The organism is Bradyrhizobium lablabi (assembly GCF_001440475.1).
In the GTDB taxonomy this organism is placed as follows: domain Bacteria; phylum Pseudomonadota; class Alphaproteobacteria; order Rhizobiales; family Xanthobacteraceae; genus Bradyrhizobium; species Bradyrhizobium lablabi.
In genome coordinates this window covers 90,444-107,807 of sequence record NZ_LLYB01000090.1, presented here as the reverse complement: position 1 = coordinate 107,807, position 17,364 = coordinate 90,444, and the positions used below count along the sequence as shown (strand labels likewise).

The window sequence follows — 17,364 nt, the reverse complement described above, 5'->3', positions numbered from 1 at the left end:
GTCATATCGGTGATCGCCGGCTTCCTGCTGATGTGGCCGCTTGGCTATGCCTATGCCGCGCTCGGCTGGCCAACATTCCACTCGTGGGGGCTGATGCATGGCACTTTTGTCGCGGCCTGGCCTACCCTGTCGATCCTGGCTTTCCTGGCATTGGGGTATCTGCCGCCTTTCCGGCGCATCGACGACACGGCGCTTCTGATCGCCGGCCTTGCTTGGGGTCTGTTGCTGGCCACCGGCTTCAACATCCGCCACGCGCTCGGCTTCCAGGTCGCCTATGGCCTGCTCGGCGCCACGACCGTTATCGTTGCAGCACTATGCATCTTTGCCAAACACCGGCTCCGGCTGGCGCTGCTCGCGATATCGCCGCTTGTTTTCCTGAACCTGGACCTTCTGCTGGCGCCACCGGCGCTTGAACAATTCCTGTCTCGAGCCATCTTTGACCTCAAGCAGCTTCTGCCGCCAGTCGCCTTCTCGCTTGCGGGTTACGTGCTTGGTTCGCTCGTCCGCGTCGTGATCAAACGCTCGCCGAGAACAGTGTAAAGGCCGCTCTGCATTGACGAACAAGAACCGGAGGAAATCATGAATAACGACCTCGCCGAGCTGACAGAGCTCAACCACGACTATGTCGCGTCCGTGCAGAATTCCGACGTCAAACGCTTTGACGAAATCCTTAGCCCCGACTTCTATTGCTCCAATCCCGACAAGTCGCTGGTCGACCGGGCGGCGTTTCTGCAACAGACCGCAAAGCCGGTGACGCTCAAGAATCTCACCGCGCACGACGTCAAGATCCGCGTGCTCGGCGACTTCGCCATCATCCACGCCGCCACCAGCTACACGACCGCCGACGGTCAGCAGGCCCATGGCCGTTATACCGATTGCTGGGCGAAGCGGAACGGCAAATGGCTCGCCGTGTCGGCGCATGTATCGCGATAGGACCCGACTGTCTTAGCCGGCCAGCATCCGTTGGAAGCTCACAGAAGTCACGGCTCGACCTTGCACTCGAATCGACCGCCCGGCGTGGGATTGGCATCGACGCATGCAATGCCCGAGACAGCACGGCCACGCCGATCGATGGCGCACCAATTGTGGTCACGCCTGGCCCAGGCGATACCGCGAAAACCGGAGGAGAAATAGACGGGATCGTCGAACTGCGGCTCGACCATTACTTGACCGGCGGTATCCACCAGCCCCCATTTGCCGTTCTTGAGGAATGTCAGCAAACCGAATTCGAGATTGGCGCCGATCCGCTCGGCGTCGATATCGATCCAGGTCTCCCCGGTCGGGGACAGAATGCTGCGCTTGCCACCGGCTTCCGACACGAGCGTATGGACGACATCGCACATGACGCCGGGCCGCGGTGGGGCGACCCAGGTCTGGTCATTGAGCCGCAGCACGCCGGTCGAGCCGGAGAACGTCACGAAAGCTGTGTCGCTGTTTCGCCGCCGCGCGGCTGCGTCGAATTTCGGTTCGATCAGCCAACTGCCGTCCGATCGTATGAAGCCGCGCTTGCCGTCGATTGATGCGACGAAAATATCAAGACCGGCCGAAAGGTAGTCGAACCTTGGTTCGAGCAGCCAACGGCCATCGGCGCCGATGCGCCCCCACTTGCCGTCGACCTTGACGTTCTTGACCCCCGGTCCAGCCCAGCGAACTTCATCGAATTGCAGCTGTGTCAAAGGATTTGAGGCGGCATCGACCAGCCTGAACTTGTCGCCGATCTTCATCGTGTATGGCGGAATGCTGCCGCATGACGCGTCGATGAGCCGGCCGTCCGGCGGCTGCAGAGGGCTGCCGTCCGCCTTGAAGTAGAGCCATTCCTTGTTCTTGTACGCGACCAGCCGTCCATCGTCGCATCGCTGGACCGTCTGGTCGAAATCCGCGTCGAGCACCACGCGGCCATCGAGGTCGAGAAGCCCCCATCGCTCGGCCTTCTTGAAGTACCAGCCGAACATGGATGCCGGATCGCGATCCTTGCCGAAGCTGGTCGCAAGATGGATCCGCTGGTAGTCGGTTCGGAACAGCCAGCTCCCGGTCTTGTCGATCACACCGACAATGCCCTCTCGTTCGACCGATGTGCGCCCGACACCCGCGCTGAACTCTTCTGCCCTATCGAAGACGGGCGGAATGACGAAATTGCCCGCCCGATCGATGAAGCCGGCCTTGCCGTTGACCCACACGCGCGCCAGGCCATCTATCAGCGAACTTGCGGACGAGAATCTCGGCTCGATGAGCCAGCTATCGTCGGCGCGCGCCAGCCCCCACAATCCATCCTTGTTCATCCAACGGATCGACGGATCGTCCTTGTCAAATGCGGGAGCCTGCGCGGTGCGGCGCGCTTCGATCCGCTGCCCCGCCATGTCGATGATTTCGGTCGCAAGGTTGATGGGGACAAATCCATTCCCGGGTTCGAAGGACAGCCCGGCGACACCGACTCTCACGCCGCCGGCGGGCGTGAACTCGGCCCAGGTACCGGAAAAGTCCTCAGCGCCGATCATTCCGTGCAGTTGCCGACGATCCGCAACAGCAAAACGATCGGGACCTATGGCACGGATGAATCCATATTTGGGTTCAATGACCATCTTGCCGTCGCGGTCGATCAAGCCAGACTTGCCGGCGACATCGACCTGGACGAAACCAAAACTGTAGTCGTCGACGATATGGTATTGCGGCCTGACGACTTCGCGCCCCTCTTCGTCGACGAACCCGTAGAGGCCACCGAGGCGCACAGCGGCGCGGCCGTCCGAGAACTTTCCAACCCAATCGTAGCGCGGAGGTACGGCAACCGTGCCGTCACGACGAACCGCACCGCACAGACCGCCGGGAAACATGCACGTCGCCAGCGGAAAAGTCGTGGAATTGCCTGAACCGGAAGAGGCTGGCGGCGAGAGCATGCTCTCGAGAACAACTCTGCCGGCTGGCGTCAGGTCTGGTGCTTTGTCTTGCGCGATGGCGCCATGCGTGAGCATGACAGCCAAAACCGCGGCGACTTTCGACCAACTGCGTACTGCCATGGCCCTGTAAAGCCTTCACCTATCGTCAACGGTTTAGGGACAATCCATGGCGGGAGCGTGTCAGGCAGAGCGAGAGCCGGTCTCGGCGCATGTGTCGCGATAAGCCAGCGACGTCATTGCCGGGCTTGACCCGGCACTCCATCCACTTCGAAGGAAGGCCTCTTGTGAAGATTGATGGATGCCCGGGTCAAGCCCGGGCATGACAAGTTGGGCGCGTCTTACGCATCAAACACGATCACGCTGCGCAGCGTCTTGCCGGCTTTCATGTTGGCAAAGCCCTCGTTGATCTCGGAGAGCTTCAGCTTGGCCGAAATCCAGTCCTCCAGATGCAGCTTGCCGCGCATGTAGAACTCGACGAGGCGGGGCATGTCGACGCGGAAATGGTTGGAGCCCATCGACGAGCCCTGGATGCGGCGCTCCCTGAGAAAATCAAAACCGTGCAGCTCGATCTTCTGGCCGAACGGGATCATGCCGACGATGGTCGCGGTGCCGCCGGCCGCCAGCATTGCAAAGGACTGCTCGGCGGTTTCCTTGCGCCCCAGCACCTCGAAGGAATGATGCACGCCGCCGCCGGTGAGCTCGCGGACCTGCTGCACCACGTCGCCGCGGGCGGGATCGACGATGTCGGTGGCGCCTAGTTTGGTCGCCAGCTGTAGCTTGGCGGGATTGGTGTCGATTGCGATGATGCGGCCGGCGCCCGCGATGGCGGCGCCATTGATCGCGGCCATGCCGACGCCGCCGCAGCCGATCACCGCCACGGTTTCGCCGGCCTGAACCTTTGCGGTGTTCACAACCGCGCCATAGCCGGTGATGACGCCGCAGCCGATCAAGGCCGCCAGCTCCAGCGGCATGTCCTTGCGGATTTTGACGATGGCGTTCTCGTGCACCAGCATCTGCTCGGCAAAGGACGACAGGTTGAGGAACTGGTTGAGCTTCTCCGACCGCGCCCAGGACAGGCGGTTGGACGCGCCGGGCAGCATCTTCACGGTCGTGTCGGTGCAGAGCACGGTGCGGCCGGTGGTGCAGTTGTCGCAGGTGCCACAGAACACCGAAAGGCACGTCACGACGTGATCGCCGGGCTTTACATAGGTGACGTCGGAGCCGACCTTCTCGACCACGCCGGCGGATTCATGCCCGAGCACCGCAGGAAGCGGATGCGGGTAGAGCCCTTCCATGAAATGCAGGTCGGAATGACAGAGGCCGGCGACGCGGGTGCGGATCAGGACTTCGCGCGGGCCGGGGTTCGGCACGCTGACATCCTCGATCACCAGCGGCTGGTTGACTTCGTGCAGAACGGCGGCCTTCATCGGGTGCTCCCTCTATATTTCTGTTATTTTTGAACCAGTATTGAAATCAGCCTACGCTGCGACGAGCAATTCGCCAACCTCGGCAATGCCGACATCGCGTTCGCCGAGCAGATGATCCGTGATCGCGCGCTGGGTGGCATTTTCCGTTAAGCGGAACGGATCGCCCGCCGCGACGCGATGGTCGATCACCATCCGCGAGAGCAGGAGCCGTTTGGCGTCGCCACGCATTTCGTGAATGCGTCCGCCCTCCCAGGCCAGCGCGACGGCGCTCGCGACCTGATAGAGCAGGCTGGTGGCGCGCCGCGCATCGCCCTCATTGTCGCGCCTAGCGGCGACTTCGCGGGCAAAGCCAACGGCACAATCGGTCAATTCCCGCAAACGGTCGCGCCACGCCTGCGGCACGCTGGCGCTGTCGTCGAGGCGCGCATGCAGATCGGCGGCGAGCGCGGCATCGGCGCCGTGGCGGCCGACCGCGCGCGTCAGCGCATCGATTGCGACGATATTGCCGGTGCCTTCCCAGATCGAGCCGAGATGCGCATCGCGCAACAGCCTGGCGGTGGCGAACTCCTCGATATAGCCGATGCCGCCGCGCATCTCCAAAGCATCGCCGCAGACCTTGCGAGCGTCACGCGTAGCGCGAAATTTCAGCGTCGGCGTCAAAATACGCAGCAGCGCCGCCGCATCCTGGCTGCCGGCTTCCGCGCGATCGAGCGCATCCGCGGTGAGAAAACTCATCGACAGCGCCTGCTCGGTCGGCAGCATGATCTTCATCAATTGCCGCTGCGCCAGCGGCAGGTCGATGATGCGCTGGCCGAAGACCACGCGGTTCTTCGCCACCGTCATCGCGTCGTGATGCGCCCGCCGCATCAGCGCGGTCGATTTGACGCCGTTGGACAGCCGCGATGAGTTGACCATCTCGGCCATCTGCACGAAGCCGCGATCGAGCTTGCCGACCGCATACGCAATCGCGCCTTCGAACTTGATTTCGCCCGAGGCCATCGAGCGGGTGCCGAGCTTGTCCTTCAGGCGCACGATCCGGTAGTGATTTTGCGAGCCGTCGTCGAGGAAGCGCGGCATCAGGAACAGGCCGACGCCGCGCGTGCCGGGGCCCGCGCCCTCGGGACGCGCCAGCAGCATCACCACCTTGGCATCGGCATTGGAGCAGAACCACTTTTCACCATAGAGCCGCCAGTGGTCGCCGTCCTGCACGGCCCGCGTCGTCAGCGTGCCGACGTCGGAGCCGCCTTCCTTCTCGGTCATGAACTGGCCGCCCTGGGTCAGCTTGCGCATGTCGGTCTGCGTCAGCCCGTCGAGATATTTTGCCTTCAGCGCGTCACTTCCGAAATTGTTGAGCAGCTTGGCGCAACCGTCGGTGACGTTGATCGGGCAACCCATGCCGAACTCGGTCTGATTGAACAGGAAGGTGAAGGCGTGCTTGGCAACGACGGGATATTTGTCCGGCCAGCCCATGATGCCCTTGCGGATCGACAGCGCGTGAATGCCGAACTCGCCGAACGCGGCCTTTTCGAGCTCGCGATAGGCCGGGTGGTATTCGATATACTGGGTATCGCGGCCGAACTTGTCGCGCTGATGCAGCACCGGCGTGTGGCGGTCCGCAAGCCGCGCGCATTCGTCGAGATAGCCGCCGGCGAGTTCGCCGAGGCGATCGAGATGCGGCTCGATATGGCGGAACAGCGCATCGGGCAAGTGCAACCGCAGCAGATCCGTCAACGCCGGATCGGCGCGGTAGAAATTCATCCCTGTCGTGTCAGGCGCGAGCAATCCCGGCTGGTTGGCAGACGCCGCTCCGCGATCTTGCATGAGTGGATGCATTTTTGGCCCTTGTTCGTTCCGCCCGATCTTGATCATCTACCGATAACGCAGGCGGACGCGCCGTCAACACGCATAATTGGAGGGCCGCCCCATGACAGACGATTGCCAGTCGGAAACGGGTTCCTAGATACTTAAGTCCCACCATCCGAGGACCGCCCCATGGAAACTCCAAAGTACAAGATTGCCCTGATCGTCGGCGTCGGCGAGGGATTGAGCGCATCGCTGGCGCGGCTGTTCGCGCGCGAAGGGATCAAGGTTGCGCTTGCCGCGCGCAAGATCGAAAAACTCGGCGCGCTCTGCACCGAAACCGGCGCCCGCGCCTTTGCCTGCGACGCCACCGAGGCCGAGGAAGTCGAGCGTCTGTTCGGCATGGTCGAGCGCGAGATCGGCACGCCCGACCTCGTCGTCTACAATGCCAGCGGACGGGCACGCGGCGCCTTTACCGAACTGGTTCCGGCCGAGGTTGCAAACGCGATTGCGGTTTCCGCCTTCGGCGGCTTTCTGGTGGCGCAGCAGGCGGCAACGCGCATGCTGCCGAACAAGCACGGCGCAATCCTGTTCACCGGCGCGTCCGCCAGCGTCAAGGGCTACGCGCAGTCGGCGCCGTTCGCGATGGGAAAATTCGCGCTGCGCGGCTTGGCCCAGAGCATGGCGCGCGAATTGTCGCCGCAGGGCATCCATGTCGCGCATTTCGTCATCGACGGCGGCATCCGCAGCGCTGCCCGCACCGAGCCCACCGATAAGCCGGACTCGATGCTCGATCCCGACGCGATTGCGCTGAGCTACTGGAACGTGCTGCAACAGCCGCGCAGCGCCTGGACCTGGGAAGTGGAATTGCGGCCGTGGGTGGAGAAGTTTTGAGGCGACCACCACCGTCATTTCGAGGAGCGGAGCGACGAAGCAATCCACGCTTCCTCGCCGCAGGATGGATTGCTTCACTTCGCTCGCAATGACGAAACAAACAACAACAGGGGGACACATGACCACCGAAACCAAAATCGATACCGGCACCGACGAACTGCTCTGCGTGATCCGCGATCGTGTCGCCATCATCACGCTGAACCGCCCCGAAGCGCGGAACGCGTTCTCGGACACGTTGACCCCGGCCCTGCGCAACATGATCAAGGCCTGCGGTGAGAATCCCGAGGTCGGCGCGCTGCTGCTGACCGGCGCCGGCACCGCGTTCTGCGCCGGCGGCGACGTCAAGGGCATGGGGGCCAACCGCGACAAGACCAAGCTCGCAATGTCCCATGACGAGCGCGTCGCCGATCTGCAGGAGCGGCAGCGCCTGCTAACCGGCGCGCTGGTCGCGGTGCGGAAGCCAACCATTGCCGCCCTGCCCGGCGCCGCGGTCGGCGCCGGCCTCGCTCTGGCGCTGGCCTGCGACATCCGAATATCAGCGCAATCGGCATTCCTTTCCACCGGCTACCTCAAGGTCGGCCTCAGCGGCGATTATGGCATCGCCTGGCTCCTGACCCGCCTGGTCGGCACGTCGCGGGCACGCGAATTGATGTTCACGTGCGACAGAGTCGATGCCGCCAGGTGCGAGGCCATCGGCCTGGTGAACCGCGTGGTCCCCGACGACAGGCTGCAGGCGGAAGCCTTCGCGCTCGCCAAATCGATCGCCGAAGGGCCGACGATCGCAATCCGCTACATGAAGGACAATCTGGACGAAGCCTTGATGTTCGATTTCGCCACGGCGCGCGACCATGAGGCGGAGCGCATGATCCGAACCCAGGTGACCGCCGATCACAAGGAAGCGGTGCAGGCCTTCATCGAGAAGCGCAAGCCGGTATTCAGGGGCAAGTGAGGCGCCTTGCAGCCCGGATGGAGCGAAGCGAAATCCGGGGCAGCTCTCAATGCGGGTGGACCGGTCCCGGATTACGCTTCGCTCCATCCGGGCTACGAAACTAGATCGGGTTCTCGGCGAACAGCCGCGCCACCATCACCGAATCGAGATAAGCGCGCACGCGCACGATGGTATCGCTCTTGAAGTAGCAGACCCAGCAATAATGATTGTCGAAGCGAAAACCGTTTTTCGCGATCGCCTCGGAATGCAGTTCGACAATCGCCACATCGTCCTTCACGATCAGATTGTCGACGTGCAATTGAGCGCCGTTCGGCAGCACCTTGCCCAGCTTGGCAAACGTGCCGGCGATGAAATCGGCCTTCGACAAATAGCGACCGGCGAGCGGATGCGTGCCCATTACGGTCCAGTCGACGTCATCGGCGACATGGGCAAAGAAGCCGGCACCATCGCCATGCTCGAGGCCGGCAAAGATCTTCCGCACGGATCCTGGATCGACGCCCATGATCGGCTCTCCCCTGCGAAGTCACCCAGGGAAGGCTAGACTTCGGTGGAAGCATTATCAATCGACCACCGCCCCGCCCCCGCGCGCGAAATCGACGAACGCGCGCAGCGCCGCCGGCAATTGCCGCCGGCTCGGATAATACAGGAAGAAGCCGGGATAGGCCGGACACCAGTCGGCCAGCACGCGCACCAGCTTGCGCTTGGCGATCAGCTCCTCGACCTGCGCCTCGAACACGAAGGCGAGACCGGCGCCATCCAGCGCCGCGTCGACCATCAGGTCCTGGTCGTTCAGCGTCAGCGGCCCCTCGACGTCGATATCGACCTCGATGCCGCCGCGCTCGAACTCCCAGCGATACATCGCGCCGCTGGTGAAGCGGTAACGGATGCACGGCATGCCCTTGAGGTCATGCGGCGTGATCGGCGGCTTGTGGGTCTTGAAATAGCCGGGCGAGCCCACGACCGCGAAACGATGCCGCGGGCCGATCGGGACCGCGATCATGTCGGCGGCGATGGTTTCGCCGAATCGCACGCCGGCATCGAAGCCGGCCGCGACCGTATCGATCAGCGCGTCGTTGATGACGATCTCGACGCTGACGTCGGGAAACTCTTTCAGGAAACGCGTCACGATCGGCAGCAGCACCAGTTGCGTCGACTGCCGCGCGGCGTTGAAGCGCAGCGTGCCGGCCGGCTTGCCGCGGAAATTATTGAGATCCTCCAGCGCGTCGTCGATGTCGCGGAACGCCGGGCTGATCCGCGAGAACAGTCGCTCGCCGGCTTCGGTCAGCGCGACGCTGCGCGTGGTGCGATTGATCAGCCGCAGATCCAGCCGCTCCTCGATATTGCGCAGCGCGTGGCTCAGCGCCGAGGCCGAAACCCCAAGCTCGGTCGCGGCCGCACGAAAGCTGCGGTGCCGGGCGATGGCCAGGAAGGTCGCTAGGTCGGAAGGGTCAATCCGCATTGATGAATTTTTCTCAGTAACTTGTGGAGTATTTAGCGGATTATCTCAGATATGGCGAGCCGCTATTCCTTGCCCATCAGGCCGGGCGATCCCGCCGGGCCCAATCGAAAGGCAAGAAAATGCGTGTCTGGTTCATCACAGGAGCTTCCCGGGGTTTTGGCGCGCTGATCGCGGAAGCCGCACTGAAAGCGGGCGATGCGGTGGTCGCCACTGCGCGCGATCCCAATACCGTCACCGCTCGCCTCGGTCAGCATGACCGGCTGCTGGCAACGCGGCTCGACGTCACCAGCGAGGCCGAGGCCCATGAGGCGGCGGGACAAGCGGTGAAAAAGTTCGGCCGGATCGATATCCTCGTCAACAATGCTGGCTACGGCCTGCTGGGCGCGATCGAGGAGGCCAGCGCCGCCGAGACGGCCAAGCTGTTCAACACCAATGTGTTCGGCGTGCTCGGGGTTACCAGGGCGGTGTTGCCGCACATGCGCCGGCAACGCTCGGGCCATGTCATCAACATCTCTTCGGTCGGCGGCTACACCGGCTATCCCGGCTGGGGCGTCTATGGCGCGACCAAGTTCGCTGTCGAAGGCATCAGCGAGGCGTTGTCAGCCGAAGTGGCCCCGCTCGGCATCAAGGTCACCGTGGTCGAGCCCGGCTTCTTCCGTACCGACTTCCTCGACGAGACGTCGCTGGCGCGCACCGCGCAGCACATCGATGATTACCGCGAAAGCGTCGGCAACACCCGGGCGCATGCTGCCGACGTCAACCATGGCCAGCGCGGCGACCCGCGCAAGCTGGCGAGCGCCTTCATCGCGCTGGTGAATGCCAAGAATCCGCCGCTGCGGCTGCCGCTCGGCAGCGACACGGTGGAGCGAATCGAAGCCAAGAACGCGTTCGTTGCAAGGGAATTGGCCGAATGGCGCACGCTGGCAACCTCGACCGACTTCACCGAGGAAGCGGCATAAGGCTTACGAAAAAAGCCCGGTTCTGGTGCGGCCAGAACCGGGCTCAGTGATCAAACCGCAAGCGAGGACATCGCGCTGGGAGAGACGGCGGCAAGCCGCCAACTGGCGCATGGGATTTCCTGCGGCTCGATATGGATCGGTTTCTGGAAGCGCGTCAGCTTCCAGTCGCCGGGCGTATTGGTGAAGGCGTAGCCGGCCTTGCGGGCGAGCGCGATCATGACGTCGTTGGAACGCAGCGTGTCGCCGAAGATGCGCTCGGCGCCGAGGGCCGCCGCGCGGCATTCGAGATTCTTCAACAGCGCCTTGCCGATGCCGTGGCCCTGCCAGCGGTCGTCGATCGACAGGCCGAACTCGATGGAAGCAGCCTCGCTATCGAAGGCGTAGCGAGCCTCGCCGACAATGGTCTCGCGGCCGTCGACCAGCATGGTCGCGATCACGCTGAATCTGTCCGCTTCGCCGATGTGAATGAAATCCTCAAGCACCGACGGCGGCAGTTCGCTGGCGGCGCCGAGGAAGCGGCTGTAACGGGAACGCGTCGAGAGCGCGCGGAAATAGTTTTGCAACGCCTCGGCATCGCGCGGTTCGATGAAGCGCACGGTCACGGCCTGGCCGTGCCGCGAACGCAGCACGTCCGAATACTGCCTGAGATCGTCAAAACGCAGCGTAGTCATGGCGCGCTCCCGCCTGCCTCAAAGAAGATGGCCGGCGCCCCTCTGATGAGGCGGCGCCAGCCGGCTGCCACTCAAGCCCGCCAGAACGGTTTATCGGCCTCGTAGGCGACGTCGCTCCAGGAGATGCCGATGTCGTGCAGTTCCCGGTCCGACCAGTTCGCCAGTTCGCGGCGCGACTGGTAGCGCTGCCGCCAGACATGGAACGTCTCGGCCAACTGGCTCAAAAACCCCGGTCCATGATGATTTATCATCGATTCATGCGTGTAAGTGGACATTTTCGGCTCCTGTAGTAATCTGTTGGCGCTAATATCTGCCTTGTTTGAGCCTTCCACAAACGACACTTTGTACCGTTTCGGATGATATAAACTCATGCATCAGGGGGATGCGGAATGACCGCCAGGCTGCCGTCACTCAATGGTCTGCGCGCGTTCGAGGCCGCCGCCCGGCATTTGAGCTTTACGCAGGCCGCCTCCGAGCTGAACGTCACGCAGACCGCGATCAGCCACCAGATCAAGCGGCTGGAGGAAGAGCTCGGCGTTCGCCTGTTCATCCGGCAAAACCGTTCGCTGTCCCTGACGGCGGAAGCGCAGGACTATCTCCCGGGCATCCGCGCCGCCTTCAACGATCTGCGCCTTGCGACCGACCGCCTGCTGCGCAAGGACGACGACCATGTGCTGACGGTATCGACGCTGGCCTCGCTCGCGGCCAAATGGCTGCTGCCGCGGCTGACCGCATTCCAGGAAGCCCATCCCGGCATCGACGTGCGCATCACCACCTCGACCAATTTGGTCGACTTCCAGCGCGACAATGTCGATGCCGGCATCCGCTATGGCCGCGGCCAGTGGCCCGGCGTCCGCGCCGACTGGCTGATGGCGGACGAGCTTTTCCCGGTGTGCAGCCCGGCGCTGCTCAAGGGCAACAAGCCGCTGAGATGCCCCGAAGACCTCAGGGACCACGTGCTGCTCCATACCAGCAGTATGAACAGCGACGATTGGCGGCTGTGGCTGACGGCGGCCGGGCTGCCGCCCGATCTGTCGAAACAACCGGGTGTGACCTTCGACATGATCTTCATGACTGTGCAGGCAGCGATCGACGGCTTCGGCGTCGCGCTCGGACGTACCGCCTATGTGGAGGAAGACATCGCGCGGGGCCGGCTCGTGGTTCCCTTCAAGATTACGCTGCCTGTCGATGCCGGATTCTATCTGGTCTCGCCTATGGGAAGGGCCGATCCGCCGAAGCTGGCGGCGTTCCGGCAATGGCTGCTCGCCTCCGTGCAAAACAAGCCCTGAGCTTGGCAGATATTCCGCATCGCGCGTTGCATGCGACATCGTCGCATGGCCCTGCACTGTGCGGCGCACGAGAGGCGTGACGCGGCCGTTGCATCAGGCTAGAAAATCTTTAAGGGGCGGATGGAGTTGCCTGGCCGAGCGCCGGTTTGATTTTCCAGGCCAACAACGACAACAAGAGCGCATGGCCGACTTGAATCGGAAATTCGATGTACTGGTGATCGGCGGCGGCAACGCCGCTCTCTGCGCCGCCATCAGCGCCCGCCGCGCCGGCGCATCCGTGCTGGTGCTGGAAGGCGCGCCGAAATTCTATCGCGGCGGCAATACCCGCCACACCCGCAACATGCGCTGCGCACACGATGCGGCCACAGAAATTCTCACCGGCCCCTACACCGAGGAAGAGTTCTGGGACGATCTGTTACGACTGACCGGCGGGCAGACGGATGAGGAACTCGCAAAATTCATGATCCGGGAGTCCAAGGACATCCTGAACTGGATCGTCGAACAGGGCGTGCGCTGGCAGCCTTCGCTGGGCGGCACGCTGAGCCTTGGCCGCACCAATTCGTTCTTCCTCGGCGGCGGGCGCGCGATGCTGAACGCGCTCTATCTCACCGCGGAGAAACTCGGCGTCGAGATCGCCTACGATGCCGAGGTCATCGATCTCGAAATCCAGGACGGCATGTTCCTCGCCGCCCAGCTGAAGCAGCCGATCGATGGCGCGAGCAAAATCCGTGCTTCCGCACTGGTCGCAGCGGCCGGCGGCTTTGAAGCCAACATCGAATGGCTGAAGGAGTATTGGGGCGAGGCGGCCGACAATTTCCTGATCCGGGGAACGCCCTATAATCGCGGCTCGATCCTGAAGATGCTGCTCGACAAGGGCGTGCAGGACATCGGCGATCCCACGCAATGCCATGCGGTCGCGATCGACGCCCGCGCGCCGAAGTTCGACGGCGGCATCATCACGCGGCACGATTCGGTGATATTCGGCATCGTCGTCAACAAGCACGCGCAGCGATTCTACGACGAGGGCGAGGACATCTGGCCGAAGCGCTACGCGATCTGGGGACGGCTGGTGGCCGCGCAGCCGGATCAGATCGCCTACATCATTTTCGATTCCACTGTGGTGACCAGCTTCATGCCGACGCTTTTTCCGCCGATCGCAGGCGCCAGCATCGCCGAGCTCGCCGGCAAGCTCGAACTCGATCCGGCGGCGCTGGAGAAGACGATCACCGAATTCAATGCCGCCGTGCAGCCCGGCACTTTCGATCACACCATTCTGGACGATTGCCGCACCGCAGGCATCACGCCGCCGAAGACGCATTGGGCGCGCCGAATCGAGACGGCACCTTATCTCGCCTATCCGGTGCGGCCCGGCATCACCTTCACCTATCTCGGCACCCGCGTGAACAGGCAGTCGCGGATGGTGATGAAGGACGGCAAGCCATCGGTGAACATGTTCGCGGCCGGCGAGATCATGGCCGGCAATGTGCTGGGCAAGGGCTATGCGGCCGGCATCGGCATGACCATCGGCAGCGTGTTTGGCCGGGTGGCGGGGCGCGAGGCGGCGAAGAATGCGAGGAATTAGGACGGGGTCCACTCCGCACGGACACGGCGTGTGGAGAGAGCCCCTCACCCCTGCCCTCTCGCCGCGAAGAGCGGGGAGAGGAAGATAACAACGACGATGGGAGGATTAGTGATGCGGCTTGCGATTGTTTCTGCTGCGGCAGTTCTGATGGGCGCGACGTTGGCGAACGCCGCCGAGCCGATCGCGTTGCGCGACATGGGTTCGTTCCATGTCGGCGGAAGATTGGTCGAAATTTCCGGCAAGCCGGTGAAGGAAGTCACCTTCACGCCGGGCGGCGTGCCGGCAAAGGTCGATCCGAACGGCACCTATCAGGTCGAGCAGATGTATGTGCAGTATTTTCTGCCCGCCAACGAAAAGGGCGCGTATCCGCTTCTGATGTGGCATGGCGGCGGGCTGACCGGCGTCACCTATGAGACGACGCCGGACGGACGCGAGGGCTGGCTGAACTATTTTCTGCGCAAGGGCTGGGCCGTCTACAATTCGGATGCGGTCGAGCGCGGCCGCGCCGGCTGGGCACAATATCCAGATATCTTCAAGAGCGAGCCAGTGTTCCTCACCACGGCCAATCCGTTCGAGCGCTTTCGCATCGGCGACGGCGCAGGCGCCTACGATCCCGACCCGGCCAAACGCAAGCTGATGCCGGGTAGCCAGTTTCCGAACGAGGGCTATGAGAACTTCGTCAAGCAGAACGTGCCGCGCTGGACCACGACCGACGACGCCATCATCGCCGCCTATCTGGCCGAGATCGACCGCGTCGGCCCATCCATCATCCTGTTCCACAGCCAGGCCGGCAGTTTCGGCTTCAAGGTGGCGCAGGCGCGGCCCGACAAGGTCAAGGCGCTGATCGCGGTCGAGCCGGCCGGCCTCGGCGATCCCGCCAAGGCCGATCTGCTGAAAAACATTCCGACGCTGATCATCTATGGCGACTACATCGAGAAGGATTCGCGCTGGCCGAAGATTCGCGCCAACGGCCTTGCCTTCGCGGAAGCCGTCAGGGCGGCCGGCGGCAGCGTCGATGTCGTCGACCTGCCGCAGGCCGGCATCAAGGGCAATTCGCACATGGTGATGATGGACAAGAACAACGCCGAGGTCGCCGCGCTGATCCAGAAGTGGCTCGAAGGCAAGGGCCTGACGAAGTAATTGGGTCGAAGGAGGCAGGAAGCAGCGGATGCACGGAACGCGAATCCTTGATGAAGCCGACCGCCTGATGACGGTCTGCAATTCCTGCCGCTATTGCGAGGGGCTGTGCGCGGTATTTCCGGCGATGGAAATGCGCCGCGCCTTCTCCGACGGCGACCTCAACTATCTCGCCAATCTCTGCCACGCCTGCGGCGCCTGCTACACCGATTGCCAGTTCTCGCCGCCGCATGAATTCGACGTCAACGTGCCGAAGACGCTCGCGGTGGCGCGCGCGGAATCCTGGGCGGCCTACGTCTGGCCTCGTGCGTTTGCGGGCGCGTTCGCGCGCAACGGGCTCGTCATCAGCCTCGTTGCAGCGCTGAGCGTTGCCGCCTTCATTTTCGGTTTCGCGGCCTTGCACGACCGGCAAATTCTGTTCGGCGTCCATACCGGCCCGGGCGCGTTCTACAAGTTGATGCCGCACAACGCGATGGCAGCGCTGTTCGGCGCAGCGTTCCTCTATGCGATCGTCGCGCTGGTGATGGGCGTGCGCGCGTTCTGGCGCGATATCGGCGAGCCCGTCGGCATGAAGACCGATGCGGCCGCGCTGTTTCAGGCGATCCGCGATGCCGGCGAGCTACGCTATCTCGACGGCGGCGGCGTCGGCTGCTTCAACGAGGACGATCGCCCGACCGACCGCCGCCGGCTCTATCACCACCTGACGTTCTACGGTTTTGCGTTGTGCTTCGCCTCGACCTCAGTCGCGACGCTTTATCACTATCTCTTCGCACGCGAGGCGCCGTATCCGTGGTGGGATCTGCCGATCGTGCTCGGCACGCTCGGCGGCATCGGGTTGTTGATCGGGCCGATCGGCTTGCTCACTGAGCGATGGAAGCGCGATTCGGTGTTGGTCGACGAGGCACACTACGGCATGGATGTCGCATTCATCGTGATGCTGTTCATGACCAGCCTCACGGGCATGGCGCTGCTGATCCTGCGCGAGACCGCGGCGATGGGTCCGTTGCTGGCGCTGCACCTCGGCGTGGTGTTTTCGCTGTTCGTCACCATGCCCTATGGCAAGTTCGTGCACGGCATCTATCGCTTTACCGCGCTGGTGCGTTACGCGCGGGAGCGCAACGCGATGGCGCAGGGGGCACCGGAGTAAGCCGACGCTCCGNGCCAACGGGTCGCGCGAATGCGCGCCCGATGACAGGCTCCGCGAAGCAATCTACGCCTCAGCGCGGGGATAGATGGATTGCTTCGCTTCGCTCGCAATGACGCGGAGATAGCGACGCAACACTCGACTGTCGTCCCCCGCGCATGCGGGGGATCCGGTACGCCGCGGCTTCCCGGCTCAATCACCGCTGTCTCTGGAATACTGGATCGTCCGCCTTCGCGGACGATGACACCTGAGTGTGAGTGACCCAGATCACATGCCCTTCCGAACCGGTTTTCCTCTGGCACCGTCGAACTCTCATGCGAGCCATTCCGGCTTCGCCCAACCTGGGAATGGAGAGTACAGATGTCAGTGAAGCTAATCCTGTCGGCCGCAGCTTTGGTCGCTCTCAGTGCGACGAGCAGCATGGCCGCTCCCGCGTTCGTGGCATCGCGCTATTGCGATCAGGCGGTATCGCGGCAGGCTTGCGGAGATCACATGAACTATGTGGCGCAGCTTCGCACCCGCCGCGACACTTCGCTCAGCTACATGAAGAATCTCGACCCGCGCGAAAACCAGGCGCTGCGTGATGGCGGTGGTGGCGGAGGCGGCGGCGGAGGTGGCGGCGGTGGTCGCTAACGAAGCGTAGGTGGGCACGGCGCTGACGCGCCTTTGCCCACCCCACAGTCGTTATTCCCTGCGCAATGAATCAATGCAGCCATGCATATTATTTGGACTGGCATTGACGCTCACCAATACCTATTTCGGATTCAGGTAGGAAATTCGCCCCAAGGACAACTCCGATTAAAGGAGCCATCCAATGGCGAACGTATTAACCACTGGGGCCTGGCTTTCTGCCCCGATCAAAAAACCCTCATTTTTCGAACGATTGTTGCGCGTCTTCGTCGAATCCCATCAGCGGCGGGCTGATCGTGTCGTCGACGACTACATTGCTACCCATGGCCTGCAAAAGCTGTCGGACGATGCAGAACGACAGATCAGTCGCTTGCTGATCAAGGCGGGGCAATAGCCATGGTCACACTCATCATCATACAGTTGGCGAACAAGCTCGCTCGTATCGGGAAAGAGGCTCTTGAGACCTGGCGTGAAGCTCAGCAGCTTCGTCGCACGCTTGGCGGCCCGATGGACGAGTAGAAGCTTCTCATAT

The 17,364-nt window shown here is 63.0% G+C and carries 19 protein-coding genes; 12 read left to right on the top strand and 7 right to left on the bottom strand.

Features of this window, described 5'->3' with window-relative positions:
- The first annotated feature begins 9 nt into the window (after nucleotides 1–9).
- Both CQ14_RS26395 and CQ14_RS26390 read left to right on the top strand, forming a co-directional pair.
- Nucleotides 10–540 carry a hypothetical protein gene (locus tag CQ14_RS26395; RefSeq protein ID WP_156435438.1) on the top strand — a complete coding sequence of 177 codons (531 nt, stop codon included), beginning with the start codon at nucleotides 10–12 and terminating at the stop codon, nucleotides 538–540.
- A gap of 39 nt (nucleotides 541–579) precedes the next feature.
- Nucleotides 580–933 carry a nuclear transport factor 2 family protein gene (locus tag CQ14_RS26390; protein ID WP_057860749.1) on the top strand — a complete coding sequence of 118 codons (354 nt, stop codon included), beginning with the start codon at nucleotides 580–582 and terminating at the stop codon, nucleotides 931–933.
- Nucleotides 934–980: 47 nt separating this feature from the next.
- Here CQ14_RS26390 and CQ14_RS26385 read toward each other — a convergent pair whose 3' ends face one another.
- The 3 genes from CQ14_RS26385 to CQ14_RS26370 all read right to left on the bottom strand — a co-directional run bounded on the left by CQ14_RS26385 (nucleotide 981) and on the right by CQ14_RS26370 (nucleotide 6,139).
- Nucleotides 981–2,828: a WG repeat-containing protein gene (locus CQ14_RS26385; RefSeq protein WP_057860748.1), complete on the bottom strand. Its 1,848-nt coding sequence runs from the start codon at nucleotides 2,826–2,828 to the stop codon at nucleotides 981–983.
- Nucleotides 2,829–3,229: 401 nt separating this feature from the next.
- Complete coding sequence (locus CQ14_RS26375) at nucleotides 3,230–4,318, bottom strand: Zn-dependent alcohol dehydrogenase (protein ID WP_057860746.1); 1,089 nt, start codon at nucleotides 4,316–4,318, stop codon at nucleotides 3,230–3,232.
- Between the two features lie 51 nt (nucleotides 4,319–4,369).
- Nucleotides 4,370–6,139, bottom strand: coding sequence for an acyl-CoA dehydrogenase family protein (locus CQ14_RS26370; protein ID WP_430650219.1), 1,770 nt, complete (start codon nucleotides 6,137–6,139; stop codon nucleotides 4,370–4,372).
- 171 nt (nucleotides 6,140–6,310) lie between these two features.
- On the opposite strand from CQ14_RS26370, the gene CQ14_RS26365 reads away from it, so the two are divergent.
- Nucleotides 6,311–7,012, top strand: coding sequence for an SDR family NAD(P)-dependent oxidoreductase (locus tag CQ14_RS26365; RefSeq protein WP_057860744.1), 702 nt, complete (start codon nucleotides 6,311–6,313; stop codon nucleotides 7,010–7,012).
- Nucleotides 7,013–7,130: 118 nt separating this feature from the next.
- The gene (locus tag CQ14_RS26360) at nucleotides 7,131–7,961 is read left to right on the top strand and encodes an enoyl-CoA hydratase (protein ID WP_057860743.1); all 831 of its coding nucleotides are present in this window, start codon (nucleotides 7,131–7,133) and stop codon (nucleotides 7,959–7,961) included.
- A gap of 100 nt (nucleotides 7,962–8,061) precedes the next feature.
- On the opposite strand, the gene CQ14_RS26355 is transcribed toward CQ14_RS26360, so the two are convergent.
- A complete protein-coding gene (locus tag CQ14_RS26355) occupies nucleotides 8,062–8,463 on the bottom strand; it encodes a nuclear transport factor 2 family protein (protein WP_057860742.1) in 402 nt (133 codons plus the stop codon).
- A 57-nt stretch (nucleotides 8,464–8,520) separates the two neighbouring features.
- Nucleotides 8,521–9,420: a LysR family transcriptional regulator gene (locus CQ14_RS26350; protein ID WP_057860741.1), complete on the bottom strand. Its 900-nt coding sequence runs from the start codon at nucleotides 9,418–9,420 to the stop codon at nucleotides 8,521–8,523.
- Nucleotides 9,421–9,539: 119 nt separating this feature from the next.
- Here CQ14_RS26350 and CQ14_RS26345 point away from each other — a divergent pair, with 119 nt between their 5' ends.
- A complete protein-coding gene (locus CQ14_RS26345) occupies nucleotides 9,540–10,379 on the top strand; it encodes an oxidoreductase (RefSeq protein ID WP_057860740.1) in 840 nt (279 codons plus the stop codon).
- Nucleotides 10,380–10,429: 50 nt separating this feature from the next.
- On the opposite strand, the gene CQ14_RS26340 is transcribed toward CQ14_RS26345, so the two are convergent.
- Complete coding sequence (locus CQ14_RS26340) at nucleotides 10,430–11,050, bottom strand: GNAT family N-acetyltransferase (protein ID WP_057860739.1); 621 nt, start codon at nucleotides 11,048–11,050, stop codon at nucleotides 10,430–10,432.
- 71 nt (nucleotides 11,051–11,121) lie between these two features.
- Nucleotides 11,122–11,325, bottom strand: coding sequence for a DUF1127 domain-containing protein (locus CQ14_RS26335; RefSeq protein WP_057860738.1), 204 nt, complete (start codon nucleotides 11,323–11,325; stop codon nucleotides 11,122–11,124).
- 114 nt (nucleotides 11,326–11,439) lie between these two features.
- Here CQ14_RS26335 and CQ14_RS26330 point away from each other — a divergent pair, with 114 nt between their 5' ends.
- The 7 genes from CQ14_RS26330 to CQ14_RS47675 all read left to right on the top strand — a co-directional run bounded on the left by CQ14_RS26330 (nucleotide 11,440) and on the right by CQ14_RS47675 (nucleotide 17,351).
- Nucleotides 11,440–12,339 carry a transcriptional regulator GcvA gene (locus CQ14_RS26330; RefSeq protein WP_057860737.1) on the top strand — a complete coding sequence of 300 codons (900 nt, stop codon included), beginning with the start codon at nucleotides 11,440–11,442 and terminating at the stop codon, nucleotides 12,337–12,339.
- 190 nt (nucleotides 12,340–12,529) lie between these two features.
- Nucleotides 12,530–13,921 carry an FAD-dependent tricarballylate dehydrogenase TcuA gene (tcuA, locus tag CQ14_RS26325; RefSeq protein ID WP_057860781.1) on the top strand — a complete coding sequence of 464 codons (1,392 nt, stop codon included), beginning with the start codon at nucleotides 12,530–12,532 and terminating at the stop codon, nucleotides 13,919–13,921.
- Nucleotides 13,922–14,029: 108 nt separating this feature from the next.
- Nucleotides 14,030–15,061 carry an alpha/beta hydrolase gene (locus CQ14_RS26320; RefSeq protein WP_057860736.1) on the top strand — a complete coding sequence of 344 codons (1,032 nt, stop codon included), beginning with the start codon at nucleotides 14,030–14,032 and terminating at the stop codon, nucleotides 15,059–15,061.
- 28 nt (nucleotides 15,062–15,089) lie between these two features.
- The gene (gene tcuB, locus CQ14_RS26315) at nucleotides 15,090–16,205 is read left to right on the top strand and encodes a tricarballylate utilization 4Fe-4S protein TcuB (RefSeq protein ID WP_057860735.1); all 1,116 of its coding nucleotides are present in this window, start codon (nucleotides 15,090–15,092) and stop codon (nucleotides 16,203–16,205) included.
- 357 nt (nucleotides 16,206–16,562) lie between these two features.
- Nucleotides 16,563–16,835, top strand: coding sequence for a hypothetical protein (locus CQ14_RS26310; protein ID WP_156435434.1), 273 nt, complete (start codon nucleotides 16,563–16,565; stop codon nucleotides 16,833–16,835).
- 181 nt (nucleotides 16,836–17,016) lie between these two features.
- A complete protein-coding gene (locus CQ14_RS43895; protein ID WP_156435432.1) occupies nucleotides 17,017–17,226 on the top strand; it encodes a hypothetical protein in 210 nt (69 codons plus the stop codon).
- A gap of 2 nt (nucleotides 17,227–17,228) precedes the next feature.
- Nucleotides 17,229–17,351: a hypothetical protein gene (locus CQ14_RS47675; protein ID WP_283807273.1), complete on the top strand. Its 123-nt coding sequence runs from the start codon at nucleotides 17,229–17,231 to the stop codon at nucleotides 17,349–17,351.
- Nucleotides 17,352–17,364: the final 13 nt, after the last annotated feature.